This window comes from Peribacillus muralis (assembly GCF_001645685.2).
GTDB lineage: Bacteria > Bacillota > Bacilli > Bacillales > DSM-1321 > Peribacillus > Peribacillus muralis_A.
On the sequence record NZ_CP017080.1, the window covers coordinates 1,706,431 to 1,729,026 of the forward strand.

Here is a 22,596-nt window from a genome sequence, read left to right on the forward strand (position 1 = left end):
TGTTAGATGATGATATTTGGTAGAGTATCAACCGCAATGGTCACCCCTTTCGATAGTAAGGGAAATATCGATTTGCAAAAAACGACCAAATTGGTCAATTACTTAATAGCAAATGGAACCGATTCGCTTGTACTTTCGGGAACGACCGGGGAATCCCCGACTTTATCTTCGGAAGAGAAAATCGCTCTATTGCGACATGTTTCCAAGGTTGTGGAAAGAAGAGTGCCCGTCATCATGGGTACAGGTAGCAACAATACGTATGCTTCCATTGAATTGACAAAAAAAGCAGAACAAAATGGTGCCGACGCGATCATGCTTGTGGCTCCTTATTATAGTAGAACGAATCAAGAAGGTCTTTACCAACATTTCAAGGCAATCGCGGAGAGTACCACCCTGCCTGTAATGATCTATAATATTCCGGGGCGAGCATCAGTCAATATTGAACCGGAAACGATCATCCGCCTTTCATACATTCCTAACATATTAGCCGTGAAAGAAGCGAGTGGGGATTTGAACGCAATGACTGAGATCATCGCTGGAACGGATGATGATTTTGCGTTGTACAGCGGGGACGATGCATTAACTCTCCCTGTACTTGCGATAGGCGGCGTAGGTGTCGTTTCCGTTGCATCCCATATTGCTGGTAATGAGCTGCAGAAAATAGTCGCAGCATTCATCAGCGGGAACTTGAAAGAGGCAGCCAGGCTTCATCAGGAACTGTTGCCGCTTATTAAAGGCTTGTTTGCCGCACCAAGTCCGGCACCTATCAAAACAGCACTTCAGTTAAATGGAATTGATGTAGGATCCGTCAGGCTGCCGATCGTGCCTTTGACAGAGCAGGAACGACTTGCCTTAACTTCTGTATTGAATAATAAATAGTCATGAAACAAGCTGATCGTTGAAGATTGGCTTGTTTTTACATAAACATGCATCTGAATGGCAAATCACTTACCATAGAAGGATAAAGAATTGGCTGACTTACCCAGTTCAATTAAAACGAAATAGTATAATGGTGAATATATATTACATATCTGTATCGATTTTATAATTAAGAAACGGGAGAGAAAATAGCGCTGAAAATGGTAAGTGTTGTCATGTTTTTTGAACTTCGGTTATAATGAAAGCATTGGGAAATTATGAACGGGATTTTTAAGGAGGATATTCGATTGGGTAAAGATAAACATAATGGCATTAAAGTCATTTCTCTTGGAGGACAAGGGGAGCTAGGTAAAAACATGTACGTTATTGAAGTGAACGAGGACATCTATCTGCTTGATGCAGGTTTGATGCTTCCAGAAGAAGAAATGCTGGGAATCGATGCAGTTATTCCAGATATTTCTTATTTGATGGAAAATAAGGAAAGGGTGCAAGGGATATTCATTACCCACGGTCATGAAGACCATATGGGGGCGCTTGCATATGTATTGAAATATTTACCTGTTCCCGTTTATGGAACGAAGCTTACCCTGGCACTAATTAAAACGAAATTAAAAGAAGATGGCTTTAACGGAAGGGCGACGTTTACCGAAATCGATTCCGACTCCCTGTTAAGCTTCCCGCAAGCAGCCGTTTCTTTTTTCCGTACTAACCATAGTATTCCCGACTCTGTCGGAGTGGTGATCCACACGCGTGATGGAGCCATCGTATATACAGGGGATTTTAAATTCGATCAAGCGGCAACCGAGCTGTATAAACCGGAAATCGGGAAAATGGCTAGCATTGGGGAAGAAGGGGTCCTATGCTTGCTATCGGATAGCACGGGTGCCGAGAGGCCTGGTTATACGCCTTCAGAAGCGGTCGTTGCCAGGGATATAGCAGAAGCTTTCCTTGCGGCTTCGGGCAGGATCATCGTTGCTTGCTTCGCTTCGAATATCAATCGGATTCAACATGTTTTCAATGCAGCAGCGGCAAGTCGCAGGAAAGTGGCCGTTGTAGGGAAAAGCCTTCAGCGTGTATATGAAACAGCTTTGAATCTTGGTTACTTAAAGGTTGAAGAAGAACTGATCATCCCAATAAATGAAATTAGCCAGTATGACGACCGGGAAATTGTCGTATTATCTACAGGCCATCAAGGCGAACCGATCGCGGCGCTTCAAAAAATGGCGAAACAAACTCATAAGCAAGTAACGATTAAAAAAGGTGATACCGTATTAATCAGTGCTTCACCGCTGCAGGGTGGAGAACTGATCTTATCCAAAACAGTGGATTTGCTCTATAGGGTAGGCGCTGAAGTGGTATCCTCCAATAAATATAAGGTGCACGTAACGGGGCATGGAAGCCAGGAAGAATTGAAAATGATGATCAACCTGATGAACCCTAAATTCTTTATTCCGGTGCATGGAGAATACCGCCATTTATATGCTCATCAAAAAGTCGGAATTGCGGCGGGTATAAAACGGGAAAATATCGTCATTGCCGAAAAAGGTGATGTCATCGAACTTAAGGGCAATAAAATAGCCCTATCAGGCAAGGTCACTGCAGGAAATATCCTGATAGATGGCAGCGGTGTCGGCGATGTCGGCAATATCGTTCTCCGTGATCGCCGCTTGTTATCCCAAGATGGCATTTTGATTGTGGTCGTAAGCTTGAACCGTCAAGACAAAAGTATTGCTGCGGGGCCTGAAATCATTTCTAGGGGATTCGTATATGTTCGTGAATCAGAAAAAATGATGGCGGAAGCAACTGAAATCGTAAGTGAAATCGTCAAGAAAAATGGATCGCGCCAACCATTCGATTGGTCTACGCTGAAACAGGAGATGCGTGATGCCTTAAACCAATTCTTCTACGAAAAAACGAAACGTCGACCAATGATTTTGCCGATCATCATGGAATATTAAGTAAGTACCCCCTGATATAATGTCAGGGTTTTTTTTACTTTTATCCAACCTCTTATATCTTGGAGAATGAAGTCGAAGACTCGAGACATAATAAAGCTATAGGCTAAAAGAGAAAGGGGTTGGCATCGTGGATAATGCACCATTACCAAATGAAAATGAAGGCCGGCAGGAAGGAAAGAATTCAACTTTGATTGAAAAGATCCAGCAGCTGGGGGCAACGAATGTCCCGCAACTATCACAGGACTCGAAAATCCATTGTTTGACGATCATCGGGCAAATTGAAGGACATATGCAGCTGCCGCCTCAAAATAAAACGACTAAATATGAGCATGTTATCCCACAAATCGTGGCGATTGAACAAAACCCGAATATTGAGGGACTGCTTGTCATTTTAAATACTGTAGGAGGGGATGTTGAAGCAGGGCTGGCGATTGCGGAGATGCTTGCTTCCCTGTCCAAGCCTTCCGTTTCGATTGTACTTGGAGGGGGGCATTCGATCGGTGTGCCGATTGCCGTTTCCTGTGATCATTCCTATATAGCTGAAACTGCGACGATGACGATTCACCCGATTCGTTTGACAGGCCTTGTCATAGGCGTTCCGCAAACCTTTGAATATTTGGATAAAATGCAGGAAAGAGTCATCAAGTTCGTTACAAGGCACTCCAACGTTACGGAGGAAAGTTTCAGGGACTTAATGTTTGCCAAGGGAAATCTGACCCGTGATATCGGAACGAATGTCATTGGTGCAGAGGCTGTAGAAATCGGCATGATTGACGATGTCGGGGGAGTGGGTCAGGCCATGAAGAAACTGTATGGCTTCATGGAAGAAAGAAGACCAAGGATATCCGGTGATGAGGAGGGGCTTCTTCAATGACACTGTATACGATCGTCCCTGAAGATATCATTTTCCCCCATCACCATGAAAGGACGGCGAATTTGATTGAAATGATCTATAATGGTGTGCATGTCATGGTTGAACACGATGGCGGACGTTCATTCCGCATCGATCGAATCATGAGTACCGATCCTGCGGATTTTATGAACGCTAACATTCATCCGGGAGCTGTCATTAATGTGTTTGAGCAGATCAATGGCCAGTGAAAACGACTAACGGAAGCAATTATGATATACTTGATTGAAATCGGCAGCCATTTGGCTGCTTTATTCAATATCTGCACAAATGGAGCCTCTGAGTGAAAATGATACATATAACAAAGACAGGACCACCTTTTTTTGGTATAATTTATGAACGAACATTTGTTTTGTGAAGGGAATTCAAGATGTTATGTTGAATAGGAAAGTTAGAATAGTTTCATGAAGAATCAGGTGATATGATGGCAAAGAAGAAAAAAAGAAAAAACAAAAACACGGATAAATTAAAACTAACGCTTAAATATGAATTGAGTGGCTTGACATTGATAGGGTTGGCCGTCATTGCCATCGCCAAGCTTGGAGCTGTGGGGAATGGGATCGTTCTTTTAATTCGCTTCTTTATGGGGGAATGGTACATCCTTTTGTTGTTGGCAGCGATTGCAGCAGGGTTTTACTTGATGGTCAAGAGGGAGGTCCCGTTCCTGTTAAAACGGCAGTTCATCGGAATGTACTTTCTTGCTGCGAGCATGCTTCTTCTCAGTCATGTTACGCTGTTTAGCATGTTGGCAGATGGAGGGCCGTTCACGAAGCCCAGCGTCATTTCGAATACATGGGAATTATTCTGGAATGAAGTGACCGGAAAGACGAGTACGAGGGATTTGGGAGGCGGCATGATCGGAGCGATATTATTTGCGGCTTCTTATTTTTTATTTGATGAAGCCGGCTCGAAAATCGTATCCTTCCTTTTTATCGTCACTGGCATTGTCCTATTGACAGGGAAAACCTTGGGTGAAACACTGGGAAGGTTTTTCATCGGTCTCGGTGGATTTATCGCCAATCAATGGTCGGCATTCAGAGATGACATGAAAACGTGGAATGAAGAGAAAAAGGAAAAGAAAAAAAATCCGCAAAAAAGAAAGAAAAGTGAAAAGGATCCCGTGGCCGAAACCGATCAGCCCGTTCATCAAGAAGAAGAAACACCCCAGATGGCAACGGAGCGGATCATCTCCAGCTTTGCCGATAAAGCTTATAGCGAAGCCGAAACTGAACCATCATTCGTAGCGGAAGCTGCACCCCAAGCCTCCGAGGAGCAGGATGATGCCGTTTTGCCAATGAATTTCACTGAAGTGGAAAATAAAGAATATTTGCTGCCGCCGCTTTCGCTGTTATTGCAGCCTAAAAAAACGGATCAAAGCGGAGAATACCAATTGATTCATGAAAATGCAGCAAAACTTGAACGCACCTTCCATAGCTTTGGGGTGAAAGCCAGGGTCACGCAAGTCCATTTGGGACCAGCAGTGACCAAATATGAGGTTCATCCCGATGTAGGGGTGAAGGTAAGCAAAATCGTCAGCCTATCCGATGACTTAGCCTTAGCACTAGCTGCGAAGGACATACGTATCGAGGCTCCGATACCCGGTAAATCAGCTATTGGGATCGAGGTACCTAATTCGGAAGTGGCGATGGTATCTTTAAGGGAAGTTTTGGAGGCGAAAGAAGTTGATAAGCCTGACGCAAAATTGCAAATAGGTTTGGGGCGGAATATTTCTGGAGAAGCGGTGAAGGCTGAGCTCAATAAAATGCCCCATTTACTAGTGGCTGGGGCGACAGGTAGCGGTAAATCAGTCTGTATCAACGGCATAATCACGAGTATCCTGATGCGGGCAAAGCCCCATGAAGTGAAAATGATGATGATCGATCCAAAAATGGTGGAGCTTAATGTCTATAATGGCATTCCCCATTTACTTGCGCCAGTTGTGACGAATCCAAAGAAAGCGGCACAGGCCTTACAAAAGGTCGTCAGCGAAATGGAACGCCGTTATGAGCTATTTTCACATTCAGGTACACGTAATATTGAAGGCTATAACGACTATATTAATCGGTATAATATTGAAGAAGATGCCAAGCAGCCACTTTTGCCTTATATCGTGGTCATAGTCGATGAGCTGGCTGATCTAATGATGGTCGCCTCAAACGATGTAGAGGATGCCATCACACGACTTGCACAAATGGCACGGGCTGCAGGCATCCATTTAATCATTGCCACTCAGCGCCCTTCCGTCGATGTCATAACAGGGGTCATAAAAGCGAACATTCCATCTAGGATTGCTTTTAGCGTCTCTTCGATGACGGATTCAAGAACGATCCTGGACATGGGAGGGGCCGAAAAGCTTTTAGGCAGGGGAGATATGCTATTCTTGCCTGCGGGAGCTTCAAAGCCTGTACGGGTGCAAGGTGCGTTTCTGTCCGATCAAGAAGTGGAGGAAGTCGTCACATATGTCATTTCACAGCAAAAAGCCCAGTATAATGAAGAAATGATCCCGGATGAAATTACAGAGACCTCAACCGGTGAAGTCGACGACAATTTATACGATGATGCCGTGGCATTGATCATGGAAATGCAGACCGCATCGGTCTCCATGCTGCAGCGCCGCTTTAGAATTGGCTACACGCGGGCAGCAAGGCTGATCGATGAAATGGAAGCAAGGGGAATCGTCGGTCCATATGAAGGCAGTAAACCACGGAATGTATTGGTATCCAAAGATGAACAGGATGAAGCGCATTTATCATAAAAAAAAACCGGGCAGCTGCCCGGTTTTTTAATTATTCATTGCTTCGTCCAAATGCTTAAGACAGAAATCGGTAATCATCGCTTCCTCATCGTCCTCTAATTCGAATTCGAGTGCGCCCTCATTCCCTTTTTCAAAAATATCATATTTAATCAGTTTGCCTACTTGTTCTTCAACTACAAATAGCGCCCGGATATATAAACCATTTTCTGAAAAGAGTTCGTCTTCTTCCGGCACTTCGATATCCAAGAACAATTCGTACCTCTCACCGGATAAAATGCCGAATGGATCATTCAATTTTTCGATACTGTATTCCGTTATATTTAACATCATGTGTACATCCCTTCAAAGAAGATAATCCTATTATACAGGAAATCAACAACTTGAAAAGAAAGCTTGGTGCGTTCTGTTTGCATTTCAAAAATTTTTTTTAATCTGATTTAGGAGAATAATCGTGCAATTTCCGTTGAGTTTACTAGATTAAAAGACACAGAGGAGGGTAATTCCTCCTAAATTCTTTCTGCTAAATAGTAAAACACTATTTATTTATGTCAAAAAAAATGTTATATTATTTTCGATTAGTAGGAATGATTCAACATCAGAGGTCTGATGTCTTAAGAGAAATTAGCTGGGGGAAACTGTATGTCAATAAAATCAGATAGTCGACATCTATACTTGCAGGTCATTGATTACCTGAAGCAGGATATTGAAGCAGGAGTCTATCAGGAAAATGAAAAATTCCCTTCTGAATTCGATCTTGCCAAAAAACTGGGCGTTAGTAGGGCGACACTTCGAGAAGCGCTGCGAATTTTAGAAGAAGAAAACATCATCATTCGCCGTCATGGAGTTGGTACTTTTGTCAATCCAAAACCTCGTTTCACTTCAGGTATCGAGCAATTAAAAAGTGTCACTTCCATGATTGAAGAGGCAGGCATGAAACCTGGTACGATTTTTTTAAGCTTGACGGCCCAAGAACCGACGGAAGAGGATATACGCAGGTTTTCTTGCTCACCAAATGAGCGCATCATGATCATCGAACGTGTAAGGACAGCGAATGGAGAGCCAGTAATTTATTGTGTCGATAAAATCCCTGAATCAATACTATCAGAAAATTTCGACCGTAACGATGAGTCACTTTTCGATATATTGGAAAGGGATGCAAACCGTAAAATTACGTATGCCGTAGCAGAGATCGAGCCTATTGGATATCACGAGAAAGTTTCTCCTATCCTAAAATGCTCTCCAGAAGCAGCGCTACTCGTTTTAAAGCAGATGCATCTCGATGATTGGGACCAGCCTATCCTGTATTCCGTTAACTACTTTAAAGCCAATATGTTCAGTTTTCATGTTCTCCGTAAACGAGTGTAATCTTTACCCTTTACATGCGGAGGAATGCAAGCGCTTGTACAATAATACAAAGCATGTAAAAAAAATTAACGAGAAGTGAAAACGCAAACATAAATGACTTTTCAGAACATTCCTGCTCTACAAACTATGTACATTAGGGGGATAAAAATTGAAAAAGCGCAAATTAGGTCTAGCTCTATCACTTGTTCTTGCAGCTGGTACGCTATTGGGAGCATGTGGTAATTCAGAGAATGATGATAAAGAGTCTTCAAATGGAAAAGACAAGAAAGATAACTTCACAGTGGCGATGGTTACGGATACTGGCGGTGTGGACGATGAGTCATTCAACCAGTCAGCTTGGAAGGGAATTCAGGAATTCGGTAAGGAAAATGATTTAAAAAAAGGCAAGGAAGGGTTTAACTATCTTCAATCTAAATCCGATGCGGACTACGCCAAAAACTTGAATACGCTTGTTCGTGAAGATTACAAACTTATATATGGTATCGGTTTTCTTTTAGCAGAAGCTGTAGGGGAAGTGGCTGACCAACGTCCGGATTCACAATTTGCCATAGTTGATACAGTAGTAGATAAAAAGAATGTTGCCAGTATTAATTTCAAAGAGCAGCAAGGATCATTCCTTGTAGGTGTAATAGCTGGATTACAAACGAAAACGAATAAGGTTGGGTTTATCGGCGGAGTTGAATCCGAATTAATCAAGAAATTCGAAGTAGGCTTTAAGGCAGGGGTTTTATCTGTAAACCCGGATGCTAAAGTGGAAGTTAAATATGCCGGTGATTTCAATAAAGCAGACATCGGTAAATCAACTGCAGGCTCCATGTATGCTTCTGGCATTGATATCATTTATCACGCTGCTGGCGGAACTGGAAAAGGAGTATTTACTGAAGCTGTTGAGCAAAAACAGAAAGATCCTAAACGAGAAATCTATGTAATCGGTGTAGATAGCGACCAAGCTAAATTAGGAGCAGTTCCAGGAACTGATGATAACATCACGTTAACGTCTATGTTAAAACGTGTTGATGTTGCAGTTAAAGACCTTTCCGAGAAAGCAAAAGCAGGAAAATTCCCAGGTGGCGAAGTAATTGAGTACGGAATCGAGGAAAATGGTGTTGGTATTTCTGATACGAAAGATAACGTAACTGACGAATCTCTAAAAGCAGTCGAAGAATGGACAGAAAAAATTAAGTCAGGTGATTTCGTAGTTCCAGGTACGGATAAAGAATTCGAAAAACTTGGTTTATAAATCGTAATGCTTAACAAAGAATAGGGTGGCAGAATTGCACTCTATTCTTTCTTTTCTTCAAAAGTTTGGACCCTGTAAAAATATTGAATGAAAAACTATGATGAAATCGTAGTTTTTCATTTGGTTTTTTTAAAAAATCAATAGAGTAAGATCAGCTATTTATCAATAAAAAATTTACACTCATTTTAGGAGTTGATAATACGTGGAATATGTAATTGAGATGCTTAATATCCGTAAGGAATTTCCAGGCATCGTCGCAAATGATAACGTTACCCTTCAGGTGAAAAAAGGGGAGATTCACGCATTATTAGGTGAAAATGGCGCGGGTAAATCGACTTTGATGAATGTATTATTCGGTTTATATCAGCCAGAGCAGGGAGAAATTCGTGTGAATGGTAGCCCAGTCAAGATTACCAGCCCAAACATTGCCAATGATTTAGGGATTGGAATGGTTCATCAGCATTTTATGCTTGTTGACCCATTTACTGTTACGGAAAATATTATTTTAGGTAAAGAACCGTCGAAAGCGGGGAAAATCGATTTAAAAGAAGCGAGTGAGGAAGTTAGGAAACTATCAGAACAATATCAGCTTAGCGTCGATCCTTATGCGAAAATTGCTGATATCTCAATAGGGATGCAGCAGCGTGTCGAAATTTTGAAAACGCTATACCGCGGTGCCGAGATATTGATTTTCGACGAGCCAACCGCTGTATTGACTCCTCAAGAAATAAAGGAACTAATTTATATAATGAAGGCTCTCATCAAAGAAGGTAAATCCATCATTTTAATTACTCACAAGCTTAAGGAAATTATGGAGGTTTGTGATCGGGTAACGGTAATACGAAAAGGTCAAGGGATTGGTACAGTGAATGTTAATGAAACCAACCCTAATGAATTGGCAAGCTTAATGGTTGGCAGGGAGGTCCTTTTTAAAACGGAAAAATCGAAAGCATCTCCAACTGATGTTGTTCTGGAAGTTAGGGAACTGGAAGTTAAAGATTCTCGGGGAGTTTCCGCTGTTAGGAATTTGGATTTAACTGTCCGTGCTGGAGAAATTGTTGGAATTGCTGGTGTGGATGGCAATGGACAATCCGAATTAATTGAAGCATTGGCTGGTTTAAGGAAATCAACTACTGGTTCTATTAAGCTTAATGGAAAAGAAATCAGAAACCTTAAACCTAGGAAAATAACGGAAGCGGGCGTGGGACATATACCTGAGGACAGACATAAGCATGGATTGGTCCTTGATTACAGTGTTGGGGAAAATATTGTCTTGCAAACGTATTATCAAAAGCCTTTCTCTAAAGCTGGTATCTTGAATTCAAAGAAAATATTTGAAAAAGCTCGGACATTAATTAAAAGCTATGATGTCCGTACTCCAAGTGAATATACTCCAGCACGAGCGCTTTCTGGTGGTAATCAGCAAAAAGCAATCATAGGACGTGAGGTTGATAGGAATCCGGATTTATTGATCGCCGCGCAGCCAACACGAGGACTTGATGTGGGGGCAATAGAATTTATCCATAAACGCCTAATTGAACAGCGTGATGCAGGAAAAGCGGTACTGCTCATATCGTTTGAATTAGAAGAAATCATGAATGTCAGCGATAAAATTGCTGTTATATACGAAGGGGAAATTGTCGCCATCGTCGATCCGAAAGAAACTACGGAACAGGAACTTGGTCTTCTTATGGCTGGCAGTAAACGGACGGAAGCAGGTGGAAAACAACATGTCTAAGTATTTATCTAAATTAACCAGTCCGTTAATAGCAGTTATTCTTGGACTAGTGGTAGGGGCTATAATCATGTTAGCAAGTGGTTATGACCCTATTGCAGGCTATGGCTCCATGATTGGGGGCATTATTGGGGATTCATATTATGTAGGAGAATCGGTCAGGACAATCATTCCGTATATCCTTGCAGGTTTGGCGGTGGCCTTTGCTTTTCGTACCGGATTATTCAATATCGGTGTTGAGGGGCAATTAATTGTGGGCTGGTTGGCGGCAGTCTGGGTAGGAATTGCTTTTGATCTTCCAAGGATCGTCCATTTGCCATTAGCGATTTTAGCTGGGGCCGTTGCGGGCGCCTTATGGGCTTTTATTCCAGGTTATTTAAAAGCCAAATTCCGTGTACATGAAGTTATCGTATCCATCATGTTGAATTATACAGCTTTGTATGTAACGAATTATTTGATTCGAAATGTAATGACTGACAAGTTGGATAAAACGGAAAGAATCGCCGATACAGCATCACTGCGTTCTCCTTTCTTTGAAAGCATCACGGATTTTTCCCGGATGCATTGGGGAATAGTGGTAGCTATTATTTGCGTAATCATCATGTGGTTCATTCTTGAAAGAACGAAAACGGGCTTTGAACTTAAAGCGGTAGGTTTCAACCAGCATGCGTCCGAATATGCAGGTATGAGTGTTAATAAGAACATCATCCTTTCAATGGTGATTTCCGGTGCATTTGCAGGCCTTGCAGGTGCCATGGAAGGACTTGGGACATTTGGGTATGCTGCTGTCAAAGGTGGATTCACAGGTATGGGATTTGACGGAATTGCAGTAGCTCTACTTGGTGCGAATACAGCTATTGGAGTTGTTCTTGCTGCCTTATTATTTGGTGGATTGAAAGCAGGAGCCTTAAATATGCCACTGGAAACAGGGATACCGAGTGAAATCGTAGATATAGTCATCGCTTTGATTATTTTCTTCGTCGCTTCAAGTTATTTTATACGTTGGATTGCCGCTCGTTTTAAGAAAGGGGTGAAATAAGTGGATTTTTACCAAGTATTACAAATTATTATTCCATCAATGATTGCTCTAGCTGCTCCACTTATATTTACTTCACTTGGAGGGGTATTTTCTGAACGCGCAGGTGTCATAAATATTGGTTTGGAAGGATTAATGGTAATTGGTGCCTTTACCGGAATTGTTTTTAACTTGATGCTGGCAGATGTCTTTGGAGAATGGACTCCATGGCTGGCTGTCTTGGCAGCAATGATAGCCGGTTTATTATTTTCCATCCTCCATGCAGTGGCTTGCATTACCTTCAGGGCGGATCAAACGGTAAGTGGTGTCGCCATAAACCTTCTGGCAGTAGGTTTAACCATGTTTTTAGTGAAGTTGATTTTCGACAAAGGACAAACGGATAGAATCACTGAAACATTTCCTAGGATTGATGTTCCGCTTTTAAGTGACATTCCATTCATAGGCCCAATCTTTTTCGCAAATGGATATTATATCGTCTACATCGCCATTCTGATATCTTTTGTCGTTTGGTATGTCCTATACAAAACTCCATTTGGATTAAGAATTCGGGCAGTTGGAGAGCATCCTATGGCTGCTGATACAATGGGTGTCAATGTAACGAAAATCCGTTATGCAGCCGTCTTGTTATCAGGTGCTTTCGGCGGTATCGGCGGAGCGATTTATGCAACTATTTTTTCAAATGAATTCAATCACGCGACCATCAACGGTCAAGGGTTCATGGCCATTGCGGCGATGATTTTCGGTAAGTGGCATCCAATCGGTGCAATGGGGGCCGCGTTATTCTTTGGTTTGGCTCAAAGTTTGAGTATCGTAGGTTCGAGCCTTCCTTTTTTCAAGGATATACCATCAGTTTACCTTTTGATTGCTCCTTATGTTTTGACAATCATTGCCCTAACCGGATTCATTGGACGTGCAGATGCTCCAAAGGCATCCGGACAGCCATACATCAAAGGAAAAAGATAATTTATGCAACCGGTCAGTCATATGTGCTGACCGGTTTTTACGTAGGATAAAAGCAACCGGTCAGGACATGGCTGTTAAGACTAAGTGAAAACCGAAAAAAAGTAGCTGTTACTTGCATGATTTTTCCTTTCACATGTATATTTTAAGTAGATGTTTAAAAGGGTTCCTATCTACAAACAATAAGCTACTAAAGGTGATTTATATAATGAGGAGGATTATTCATGTCTATCGCTTCCGATACAATAATGGAAAAAAGCGGATACAGGCTTCATGTGGTCCGTACGGATAAATATAAAACGAATACGCTCGTGCTGAAGATGAAAGCGCCATTGACGAAAGAAAAAGTTACATATCGCGCGTTGGTGCCATATGTGTTACAGAGCAATACGAGTAAATATCCTACGACTCCTGAGCTTAGATCTTATCTTGATGAATTATACGGCGCGGGTTTTTATGTCGATGTCGCAAAAAAAGGAGAATATCAAATCGTTAGTTTCACCATCGATATCGTCAATGAAAAATTCCTTAGTGATTCAACGCCGCTTCTAGAAAAAGCTTTTGGGTTATTATCTGAGGTGATCTTTCATCCGAAAAAGAATGGCGAGGCCTTTGATCCTAAAACGGTGACCAATGAAATCCGTTCCTTGAAACAGCGACTTCAATCCATTTCCGATGATAAAATGCGCTATTCGGCTACAAGGCTTGTCGAGGAAATGTGCAAAACCGAACCATATGCCCTTGAAGCAAGCGGAAACCTAGAGGACTTGAAAACGATAACGCCGGAGTCCCTTTTCACTTATTATCAAAAAATGCTGGCTGAAGATGAGATCGATTTGTATGTGATCGGCGACATCAATGAATCGGAGGTCGAGGCTTTAGCTGACAAATATGTGACCTTAAAGGCTCGGGTACCGGTACGTCTGCCAAGGAATACGGACAAGGAAGTGGAGAAGGAAAAGGAAGTCATCGAAAACTCGGATGTAAAACAAGGGAAATTGAATATCGGCTACCGTACCCATATTGCCTATGGTGATCCGGATTATTATGCGCTGCAGCTGTTCAATGGGATTTTTGGCGGTTTTTCACATTCGAAACTATTCATTAATGTCAGGGAGAAAGCCAGCCTAGCGTATTATGCAGCTTCTAGGCTCGAAAGTCATAAAGGGCTATTGATGGTGATGGCGGGCATCGAAAATGCGAACTACAAGCAAGCACTTGAAATCATTCATGCGCAAATGAATGAAATGAAACAAGGAAACTTTTCCGAGGCAGAACTGGAACAGACGAAGGCCGTCGTAAGGAATCAGCTTCTGGAAACGATCGACGTTAGCAGGGGCCTCGTTGAAATTTTATACCATAATGTAATTTCCGGGCAGAATATTTCACTGGACGATTGGTTTGCTGAAACGGAACGGACGACGAAGGAAGAAATTGTTGCCGTTGGTCAGAAGATTCAGCTTGATACAATTTATTTCCTAACAGAAGCGGGGGTGCAAGAGTAATGGAGAAGATAGCGTTCACTCAATTGAAAGAAGAACTTTTTCATGAAAAAATGGACAATGGACTTGAAGTTTATATCCTTCCGAAAGCTGGTTTCAATAAATCCTTTGCGACGTTTACGACGAATTACGGTTCAGTGGATAATCATTTCAAGCCTTTGAATGAAACGGAATTTTCTAAGGTGCCTGATGGGATTGCCCATTTCCTTGAACATAAGCTTTTTGAAAAGGAAGATGGTGATGTTTTTCAGCAGTTCTCGAAGCAAGGGGCATCAGCAAATGCCTTCACTTCTTTTACCCGTACAGCTTATCTGTTTTCCAGTACGTCTGATTTCAATAAAAATCTGACCACCTTAATCGATTTTGTCCAAGATCCTTACTTTTCGGAGAAGACGGTAGAGAAGGAAAAAGGAATCATTGGCCAGGAAATCAATATGTATGATGATAATTCTGACTGGCGTCTATACTTCGGGACGATAGCCAACATGTATCATCATCATCCAGTTAAAATCGATATTGCCGGTACCGTGGCTTCGATTGCTGATATAACGAAAGATATGCTTTATGAATGCTATAACACGTTTTATCATCCGAGCAATATGCTTCTGTTTGTTGTAGGACCAGTTGACGTCGAGGGGACAATGAAGTTAATCCGCGATAATCAGGCTGACAAGGGTTACAGTGAACAGCCTGAGGTGGAGCGTAAATTTGCTGATGAGCCACACACGGTTTCCAAGAAAAAGGAAATCCTGAAAATGAATGTCCAAACTCCGAAGGTCATGCTTGGAATCAAGGCTATCGATGTTCATCAATCAGGTTTACAGCTTTTAAAAAGGGAGCTATCAACCAATATTTATTTGGAGATGCTCTTTGGCAAGAGTTCACCGTTGCATGAAGAACTGTATGGGGAGGGACTGATCGATCAAAGTTTCTCTTATGATTATACACAGGAGCAAGGCTTTGGGTTTGCTTTAATCGGCGGGGACAGTGCCAAGCCTGAAGAGTTGACGGAGTCATTATTTTCGATCCTGCAAAAATCCAAAACTGGATTCGGCTTGAATGAAGAAGGCCTGCAAAGGACAATAAAGAAAAAAATCGGATCGTTCCTTCGTTCGCTGAATTCACCGGAGTATATCGCTAATCAGTTCACCCGGTATGCATTCAATGATATGAACTTGTTCGATGTGGTATCGGTATTGGAACAACTAACGATTGAAGATATCAGGAAGGTCGCCGGGGATTTAATCGTCGATGAACGGATGACTGTCTGTCAGGTACTTCCTAAATAAATAATATTAAAGGGGGCTGGAATGTGGGGAAACGTTTTGCCCTTATAACTGGTGCCAGTGGAGGGATCGGCAGGGAAATCGCCATTAAGCTTGCCGAGGAGAATTACTCGCTTTATTTACATTATAACAGCAATGAAGATGCGATTATGGAACTGATTGAAGAACTGAAGCCTCATCAGGTAGAGCTCATTCCGATACAAGCGGATTTATCGACACCGGACGGGTACAAGATATTGGCTGAGAACATCTTTGCCCTTCATGCTATTGTCCTCAATAGCGGCAATAGCTATTATGGACTCATTTCTGACATGGATGATAAGGTTGTTAATGAAATGATTCAATTGCATGTAACGAGTCCTTTCCAATTAACGAAGGAATTGCTTCCAAAGTTGATGTACCAAGAACAGGCTGCCATTGTTGCTGTCACATCCATATGGGGGCAGACGGGGGCTTCTTGTGAAGTATTGTATTCCATGGTCAAGGGTGGTCAAAATGCTTTTATCAAAGCGTTGAGCAAGGAAGTGTCCCTTAATGGAATCCGGGTGAATGCGGTTGCCCCCGGCGCGATATCTACATCCATGCTTGAATCCTTCAGTGCTGATGATTTGGAAATCATCAAAGGCGATATCCCGATGGGCAGGATGGGGAACGCGAAAGAAGTAGCCGAGGCAGTGTTTTATTTACTATCCGACAAGTCATCTTATATCACTGGACAAATCCTAGGCGTAAATGGTGGATGGTACACATGATTTTTTTATCGCATGTATAATTTCCTCTGTTCCTTCACAAAATATCTATGTACTATTTTGAAGGAAAGGGTGACCATTCATGTCTGTACTGGACAATTGGGATCAATGGAAAAATTTTTTAGGCGACAGATTAAATCAAGGTGAGCAACAAGGGCTATCAGATGGTGCTGTTAATAACTTGGCTTTCGAAATCGGAGATTATCTAGCTAAGCAGGTTGAGCCCCAGAATGATCAAGAGAAAGTCCTTGCTGATCTTTGGTCAGTCGCTAGCGAACAAGAAAAACATGCCATGGCAAGCGTTATGGTCAAGTTAGTCGAGAACAACGGAACAAAGTAAACTATTCAAGCCAAAGGCCCTGTTATTATTAACAGGGCCTTTGGCTTGAGTATGACCGATAATTATCCTCGAATATAAAAATGAAGATTTTTATGGGGTTTTTCCTTTTAACTTCTCATGAAATGCTATATTATAGAAGCTAGACAATAATTAATGCGTACAGACCTTGAAATTTACGATGGTTAAGTTTTGCTCGAATGTCAGGGGAAAAGCTTCTAGGCTTAAGGAGTGTTATCGTGGAGAAAAAAGAATGGTATTTTGAATATGAAATTCAAGTCAACCGTCCGGGTTTATTAGGGGATATTTCATCCCTGCTGGGAATGCTGTCCATTAACATCATCACTATAAATGGTGTAGATGAAGGCAGACGCGGTTTACTTTTAAAAGCGGAAGATAGCCGTAATATAGAAAGATTCGAATCAATCCTCCATACGATGGATACGATAAAGGTCATTAAGCTTAGGGAACCTAAATTACGTGACCGATTAGCTGTCAGGCATGGCCGTTATATCCAGCGCGATGCGGATGAAAAGAACACCTTTAGGTTCGTTCGTGATGAGCTTGGCCTGCTTGTCGATTTCCTGGCCGAGCTATTTAAACAGGAAGGCCATAAACTAATCGGGATACGAGGCATGCCGCGTGTCGGAAAAACCGAATCGATCGTAGCCTCGAGTGTATGTGCAAACAAAAGATGGTTATTCGTGTCGTCAACCCTTTTAAAGCAGACTATTCGCAGTCAGCTTATCGAGGATGAATATAATAATGATAATTTGTTCATTTTAGACGGAATTGTTTCCACTCGCCGTGCAAATGAGCGGCATTGGCAGTTGATTCGTGAAATCATGAGGCTCGATGCGGTCAAAGTCATTGAACATCCGGATGTATTTGTCCAAAATACGGAATATACTCTCGAAGACTTTGATTATATTATTGAGTTGCGAAACAATCCAGACGAAGAAATAACATATGAAGTTGTCGACCAAAAAGACCAGTTTGCTGGGTCCGATTTTGGTTCCTTTGACTTTTAAAATGGCAGGTGTTTTATTTGACTGAGTTAGGTAATCGATTAAAGGAAGCTAGGGAAGCCAAAGGCCTTAGCCTCGAAGATTTACAGGAATTAACGAAGATTCAAAAGCGTTACCTTGTTGGCATTGAAGAAGGAAATTACAGTATGATGCCTGGGAAGTTCTATGTACGGGCATTCATCAAGCAATACTGTGAAGCGGTCGGTCTCGACTCAGAAGAGATTTTGGAACAATACAAGAGTGAGGTCCCTTCCGTCTATAGCGAGGAAATACCTGAACAGCTTTCCAGGGTCCAATCCCGGAAAACGATACCGGCAGGAGACTCCAAGGTTGTTGAAATGTTACCGAAGATATTGGCTGTCGTTTTGGTCATTGGTGCCGCCATCTTAATATACGTGCTGGTATCCAATTATATGAGTAAACCTGATAGTGCCGATAAAAAGGACGACAAACAGAGCGAATCGGTGGGCTACGGCAAGAGTGAAGAGTTCGACAAGGAAGAAAAGGATGCAAGCAAGAAACAGAATGAAGAAAAACAGCCAGCATCTTCCGATGAGAAGAAGGAAGATAACGATGATGCTAAAAAAGACGAAGACAAGAAAAAACAAAGCCTTGCCGTCATCAGTTCCAGCGGTAAAAATAGCACGTATGAATTGAAAGATACGGATACCTTTAAATTAATGGTGACATCCAAAGGCTCCCCTTGGGTTGGCATTAAAAATGGCGAAGGTAAACTACTTTACCAGGGCACCATCGACAAGGACAAGAGTGAGGAAATTGATTTCTCCAATGAAAAAGAAGCCGTCATAAATATAGGCAGGGCATATGAAACAGAAATTTTTGTGAATGATGAGAAGCTGGAGTATTCCATTTCACCGACTGAAGTGAATACGCAATTGGTTACGATACAATTTACGAAAGCCGAATAGTCATCTTATAGATGACTATTTTTTCTCTATATAATATTAAACCGGGTTTCGGCATATCCGGCATATAAGATTGGGTTTTGAGTTAAATTATACATATATGCATGAGATGGCCTTCGCCATTATCCTATTAGATCTATAACGCATTGCCTTGCCCCGAGGGGCTGGCGAAAACTTTGGAGGTAAATGTTTTGAATCTGCCTAATAAGATTACAGTAGCAAGAATTTGCTTAATACCAGTTTTTTTAATCATCATGCTCGTACCTTTTTCGTGGGGGACGCTGACATGGGGAGAACATAGCTTGCCGGTTGCACACCTAGCTGGAGCCATCCTCTTTATAATCGCTTCCACCACGGATTGGATCGATGGACATTTTGCAAGAAAATATAACATGATTACTGACCTAGGAAAATTTCTAGATCCTTTGGCTGATAAGCTTTTGGTTTCGGCTGCACTGATTGTTTTGGTTGATTTGGATTTGATGTACGGTCAATCTTGGATTGCCATCGTTATCATAAGCCGTGAGTTTGCCGTGACGGGATTGCGTTTAGTATTGGCCGGCACTGGGGAAGTCGTAGCAGCGAACCAGCTTGGGAAAATTAAAACGTGGGCGCAAATTGTCGCGATTTCGGCATTATTGCTGCATAACCTGCCATTTGCCCTCATTTCGCTTCCGTTTGCAAATATCGCTTTATGGATTGCATTAATTTTTACGATTTGGTCAGGATTGGATTATTTTGTGAAAAACAAACAAGTATTTGTTAATTCTAAGTAAAACGAATGGGTGGTCATGAAAAGATGGATGCAGAAATCATTGCAGTAGGCTCCGAGCTTCTTTTAGGACAAATCAATAACACTAATGGGAGATTCTTATCACAGCAGTTTGCCCAAATGGGAATCAATGTGTTTTACCATACTGTGGTTGGGGATAACGACCGTCGTTTGCAGCAAGCTATAGAGATTGCGGAATCAAGGGCGAACCTGATTGTCTTTACTGGTGGACTGGGTCCTACCAAGGATGATTTGACGAAGGAAACGATTGCTCGCCATATTGGCAAAAAGCTTGTATTTAACGATGAAGCTCTGCAATCCATCGAAGCTTACTTTCAAAAACGGGATCGGGCGATGACGGAAAATAACAAAAAGCAGGCCCTTGTTTTAGAAGGCAGTGAAGTGCTGGCAAACGATCATGGCATGGCACCGGGAATGGTTCTGTCCAAATCCGGGATTACATATATGCTTCTGCCCGGCCCGCCTAGTGAAATGGAGCCGATGTTTATAAGTTATGGCTATGAATCGATCATGAATAAACTGGATAAGCATGAACGGATCGAATCCAAAGTACTCCGATTCTTTGGTATTGGTGAAGCGGAATTGGAAACGGTGATAGATGATCTTCTGGTCAATCAAACGAACCCGACGATTGCCCCTCTTGCGGCCGAAGGAGAAGTGACGTTAAGGATCACTGCGAAGGACTCGTCCAAACAAAAATGCGAAGAGCTAATTTTAACCGCTGAAAAAGAAATTATGGACCGGGTCGGCAAGTTTTACTATGGAAATGATAATACTTCACTTATAAAGGAACTTGTAAAAGAATTGACGGTCCGCAAGCTTTCGATTGCTGTTGCGGAAAGCCTGACCGGCGGGATGTTTCAGGAACAGCTGACAACCATCCCGGGTGCCGGTAAGGTCTTTAAAGGCGGCATCGTCAGTTATACGAATGATGCGAAGTCGAATGTTCTCGGCGTGAGCGGCGGAATCATTTCCGAGCACGGTGTGGTGAGTGGTGAGTGTGCAAAGGAAATGGCTTCCAATGTCAGGGGAATGCACGATGCCGACGTAGGCATAAGCTTCACGGGTGTTGCAGGTCCGGATGAACAAGAAGATAAGCCTGTAGGCACTATATTCATTGGCATCTCGTATCGCGATGGAAACACGCACTTTAAAGAACTGAATCTATCAGGCAGCAGGGAGCAGAACCGCATTAGAAGTGTGAAATACGGCTGTCATTACTTGCTGAATGATTTGTGAATGTGGAAGCAGAGCTATTATAGTCCTGCTCAGTTTGTAGACAAAGGGGGTCCGGAATGAGAATTCGGGACCCCCTTTTGAATAGTCTAACCTTCTGTCGAAGATGAGAACGGGTTTGTATCTTTAATGCGTCGCTAAACCTTGAGTGGATCGGGTGTTCGAGATTCTTGCGGTAAATGCGGTGGTCACCAGATCGGATCCCTGCTGGCAGTCCACAACCGAGGAGACTACCGGATCCGTTACAATAAATTTGAGGAGTTTGCTTTCTAAAATAAAGGGAAAAAGAAAATAGTTAATTTCATGATTTTGCATTACTACGGATGAAGTGGAATGAAAATGAAGTTTCACTTAAGGTAAAACGCTTTTTTAAGAACAATATCCGAAAAGAAAAAAACGAATGAATGTTCGACTTTTTGCTTGGCAAAATAGAAAAAAGAGTATATAGTAAAGATAGGTTTTGAGACAGGATACAAAGATTTGTCTCGAAGATATTTGCTAACGTAAGAGCATCATTAATCGGACAGCCGATTATTTGAATATAGAGGAGGAAATTGAGTGAGTGATCGTCAAGCGGCTTTAGACATGGCTTTAAAACAAATTGAAAAGCAATTTGGTAAAGGTTCCATCATGAAACTTGGAGAACAGTCAGATCGTAGGATTTCAACGATTTCAAGTGGTTCATTGGCATTGGATGTAGCATTGGGAGTTGGCGGGTATCCAAGGGGACGGGTCATTGAGATATATGGACCTGAAAGCTCAGGTAAAACGACCGTTGCATTGCATGCCATTGCAGAAGTGCAAAAAACTGGCGGTACTGCAGCATTCATTGACGCCGAGCATGCTTTAGATCCTGCATATTCTCAAAAACTAGGTGTGAATATTGATGAATTGCTTCTTTCACAGCCCGATACAGGTGAACAAGCCTTGGAAATCGCTGAAGCGCTAGTTCGCAGTGGAGCGGTTGACATCATTGTCATTGACTCGGTTGCAGCTCTTGTTCCTAAAGCTGAAATCGAAGGAGAAATGGGAGATTCCCATATGGGTCTGCAAGCCCGGATGATGTCCCAGGCTCTAAGGAAGCTATCTGGTGCCATTAATAAATCAAATACCATCGCCATTTTCATTAACCAAGTTCGTGAAAAAATCGGTGTAATGTTCGGGAATCCGGAAACGACTCCAGGAGGCCGGGCATTGAAGTTCTATTCGACTGTGCGTCTGGAAGTGCGTCGTGCGGAACAATTAAAACAAGGCAATGAAATCGTCGGTAATAAAACTAAAATCAAAGTCGTGAAAAACAAGGTTGCACCGCCATTCCGTCAAGCGGAAGTTGATATTATGTATGGTCAAGGTATTTCGCAGGAAGGTGAAATCATTGATATGGGTGCAGAACTGGATATCGTCCTGAAAAGTGGTTCTTGGTATTCATACAATGAAGAACGTGTTGGACAAGGACGGGAAAACGCGAAGATGTTCTTGAAAGAAAATCAAGATATCGCTCTGGAGATTTCTCAGAAAATCAGGGATCATTATAATCTTGATGGAGAGCATGAGCTACCACCAGAGGAAGCGGAAGAGGAACATTTTGAATTGCTTGATTAATGGTAGGAAAAGGCCTAAGCTATTTGCTTAGGCCTTTTCCATAAATATTATGAAGTGGAAAGTGCGGAATTTTCAGCGAATTGAAAGGGTTGAAAACGGAATTGCCGTCTCCTTCCATGAAGAATGTAGCACTTTCCGGCGGTGAATATTTAAGAAAACTTGAATAATCATTGATACATAAGGGACAAACGCTTGACAATAAAAATTCTCAACTATACAATTAATATGTATATTTTACAATTTTTCAAACTAAAATTTTGAAAATTAAGTGCTGTATATTGAATTTATGTGCAATGTAC

20 protein-coding genes are annotated in these 22,596 nt (G+C 42.1%); 19 read left to right on the plus strand and 1 reads right to left on the minus strand.

The window, feature by feature from the left end; translation table 11 throughout:
* The first annotated feature begins 6 nt into the window (after nt 1–6).
* From dapA to ABE28_RS08255, 5 genes are all read left to right on the plus strand, one after another.
* Nucleotides 7–879 (plus strand): 4-hydroxy-tetrahydrodipicolinate synthase, encoded by an 873-nt coding sequence (gene dapA, locus ABE28_RS08235; protein ID WP_064461904.1) that lies wholly within the window; start codon nt 7–9, stop codon nt 877–879.
* Between the two features lie 257 nt (nt 880–1,136).
* Entirely contained in the window at nt 1,137–2,837 is a 1,701-nt protein-coding gene (locus tag ABE28_RS08240) for a ribonuclease J (RefSeq protein ID WP_218971333.1), read from the plus strand.
* Between the two features lie 124 nt (nt 2,838–2,961).
* Nucleotides 2,962–3,711, plus strand: coding sequence for a ClpP family protease (locus tag ABE28_RS08245; RefSeq protein ID WP_373921337.1), 750 nt, complete (start codon nt 2,962–2,964; stop codon nt 3,709–3,711).
* Entirely contained in the window at nt 3,708–3,938 is a 231-nt protein-coding gene (locus ABE28_RS08250) for a YlzJ-like family protein (protein WP_064461907.1), read from the plus strand. The genes ABE28_RS08245 and ABE28_RS08250 overlap by 4 nt, the downstream gene beginning before the upstream one ends.
* A gap of 230 nt (nt 3,939–4,168) precedes the next feature.
* Nucleotides 4,169–6,502 (plus strand): DNA translocase FtsK, encoded by a 2,334-nt coding sequence (locus ABE28_RS08255; protein WP_373921322.1) that lies wholly within the window; start codon nt 4,169–4,171, stop codon nt 6,500–6,502.
* 27 nt (nt 6,503–6,529) lie between these two features.
* Here the strand turns inward: ABE28_RS08255 and ABE28_RS08260 are convergent, their stop codons facing one another.
* Nucleotides 6,530–6,832 (minus strand): DUF6509 family protein, encoded by a 303-nt coding sequence (locus ABE28_RS08260; protein WP_306807332.1) that lies wholly within the window; start codon nt 6,830–6,832, stop codon nt 6,530–6,532.
* 309 nt (nt 6,833–7,141) lie between these two features.
* On the opposite strand from ABE28_RS08260, the gene ABE28_RS08265 reads away from it, so the two are divergent.
* The 14 genes from ABE28_RS08265 to recA all read left to right on the plus strand — a co-directional run bounded on the left by ABE28_RS08265 (nt 7,142) and on the right by recA (nt 22,297).
* Nucleotides 7,142–7,867, plus strand: coding sequence for a GntR family transcriptional regulator (locus ABE28_RS08265; RefSeq protein ID WP_064461910.1), 726 nt, complete (start codon nt 7,142–7,144; stop codon nt 7,865–7,867).
* A gap of 148 nt (nt 7,868–8,015) precedes the next feature.
* Entirely contained in the window at nt 8,016–9,107 is a 1,092-nt protein-coding gene (locus ABE28_RS08270) for a BMP family lipoprotein (protein ID WP_064461911.1), read from the plus strand.
* Nucleotides 9,108–9,309: 202 nt separating this feature from the next.
* The gene (locus tag ABE28_RS08275) at nt 9,310–10,845 is read left to right on the plus strand and encodes an ABC transporter ATP-binding protein (protein WP_064461912.1); all 1,536 of its coding nucleotides are present in this window, start codon (nt 9,310–9,312) and stop codon (nt 10,843–10,845) included.
* Complete coding sequence (locus ABE28_RS08280) at nt 10,838–11,881, plus strand: ABC transporter permease (protein WP_064461913.1); 1,044 nt, start codon at nt 10,838–10,840, stop codon at nt 11,879–11,881. The genes ABE28_RS08275 and ABE28_RS08280 overlap by 8 nt, the downstream gene beginning before the upstream one ends.
* Nucleotides 11,882–12,841, plus strand: a complete 960-nt coding sequence (locus ABE28_RS08285; RefSeq protein ID WP_156775707.1) for an ABC transporter permease — start codon at nt 11,882–11,884, stop codon at nt 12,839–12,841.
* 221 nt (nt 12,842–13,062) lie between these two features.
* Nucleotides 13,063–14,343, plus strand: a complete 1,281-nt coding sequence (gene yfmF, locus ABE28_RS08290; protein ID WP_064461914.1) for an EF-P 5-aminopentanol modification-associated protein YfmF — start codon at nt 13,063–13,065, stop codon at nt 14,341–14,343.
* Nucleotides 14,343–15,629 (plus strand): EF-P 5-aminopentanol modification-associated protein YfmH, encoded by a 1,287-nt coding sequence (gene yfmH / locus ABE28_RS08295; protein WP_064461915.1) that lies wholly within the window; start codon nt 14,343–14,345, stop codon nt 15,627–15,629. The genes yfmF and yfmH overlap by 1 nt, the downstream gene beginning before the upstream one ends.
* A 23-nt stretch (nt 15,630–15,652) precedes the next feature.
* Nucleotides 15,653–16,378: an elongation factor P 5-aminopentanone reductase gene (ymfI, locus tag ABE28_RS08300; RefSeq protein WP_064461916.1), complete on the plus strand. Its 726-nt coding sequence runs from the start codon at nt 15,653–15,655 to the stop codon at nt 16,376–16,378.
* A gap of 79 nt (nt 16,379–16,457) precedes the next feature.
* On the plus strand, nt 16,458–16,715 hold the full coding sequence (locus ABE28_RS08305) for a DUF3243 domain-containing protein (protein WP_064461917.1): 258 nt from the start codon (nt 16,458–16,460) through the stop codon (nt 16,713–16,715).
* 236 nt (nt 16,716–16,951) lie between these two features.
* The gene (locus ABE28_RS08310; RefSeq protein WP_064461918.1) at nt 16,952–17,743 is read left to right on the plus strand and encodes a DUF3388 domain-containing protein; all 792 of its coding nucleotides are present in this window, start codon (nt 16,952–16,954) and stop codon (nt 17,741–17,743) included.
* An 8-nt stretch (nt 17,744–17,751) separates the two neighbouring features.
* Entirely contained in the window at nt 17,752–18,669 is a 918-nt protein-coding gene (locus ABE28_RS08315) for a helix-turn-helix domain-containing protein (protein ID WP_306807333.1), read from the plus strand.
* 188 nt (nt 18,670–18,857) lie between these two features.
* Complete coding sequence (gene pgsA / locus ABE28_RS08320; RefSeq protein WP_064461920.1) at nt 18,858–19,442, plus strand: CDP-diacylglycerol--glycerol-3-phosphate 3-phosphatidyltransferase; 585 nt, start codon at nt 18,858–18,860, stop codon at nt 19,440–19,442.
* Nucleotides 19,443–19,465: 23 nt separating this feature from the next.
* Nucleotides 19,466–20,698, plus strand: coding sequence for a competence/damage-inducible protein A (locus ABE28_RS08325; protein WP_064461921.1), 1,233 nt, complete (start codon nt 19,466–19,468; stop codon nt 20,696–20,698).
* Nucleotides 20,699–21,253: 555 nt separating this feature from the next.
* Nucleotides 21,254–22,297 carry a recombinase RecA gene (gene recA / locus ABE28_RS08330; RefSeq protein ID WP_064461922.1) on the plus strand — a complete coding sequence of 348 codons (1,044 nt, stop codon included), beginning with the start codon at nt 21,254–21,256 and terminating at the stop codon, nt 22,295–22,297.
* Nucleotides 22,298–22,596 lie beyond the last annotated feature (299 nt).

Bases quoted from the DNA above. Each gene is read 5' to 3' on its own strand.
- ABE28_RS08255 (WP_373921322.1), top strand. From the start codon at position 4,169: ATGATGGCAAAGAAGAAAAAAAGAAAAAACAAAAACACGGATAAATTA.
- ABE28_RS08260 (WP_306807332.1), bottom strand. From the start codon at position 6,832: ATGATGTTAAATATAACGGAATACAGTATCGAAAAATTGAATGATCCA.
- ABE28_RS08265 (WP_064461910.1), top strand. From the start codon at position 7,142: ATGTCAATAAAATCAGATAGTCGACATCTATACTTGCAGGTCATTGAT.
- ABE28_RS08280 (WP_064461913.1), top strand. From the start codon at position 10,838: ATGTCTAAGTATTTATCTAAATTAACCAGTCCGTTAATAGCAGTTATT.
- ABE28_RS08305 (WP_064461917.1), top strand. From the start codon at position 16,458: ATGTCTGTACTGGACAATTGGGATCAATGGAAAAATTTTTTAGGCGAC.
- yfmH (WP_064461915.1), top strand. From the start codon at position 14,343: ATGGAGAAGATAGCGTTCACTCAATTGAAAGAAGAACTTTTTCATGAA.
- yfmF (WP_064461914.1), top strand. From the start codon at position 13,063: ATGTCTATCGCTTCCGATACAATAATGGAAAAAAGCGGATACAGGCTT.
- ABE28_RS08240 (WP_218971333.1), top strand. From the start codon at position 1,137: ATGAACGGGATTTTTAAGGAGGATATTCGATTGGGTAAAGATAAACAT.
- dapA (WP_064461904.1), top strand. From the start codon at position 7: ATGATGATATTTGGTAGAGTATCAACCGCAATGGTCACCCCTTTCGAT.
- ABE28_RS08325 (WP_064461921.1), top strand. From the start codon at position 19,466: ATGGATGCAGAAATCATTGCAGTAGGCTCCGAGCTTCTTTTAGGACAA.
- ABE28_RS08250 (WP_064461907.1), top strand. From the start codon at position 3,708: ATGACACTGTATACGATCGTCCCTGAAGATATCATTTTCCCCCATCAC.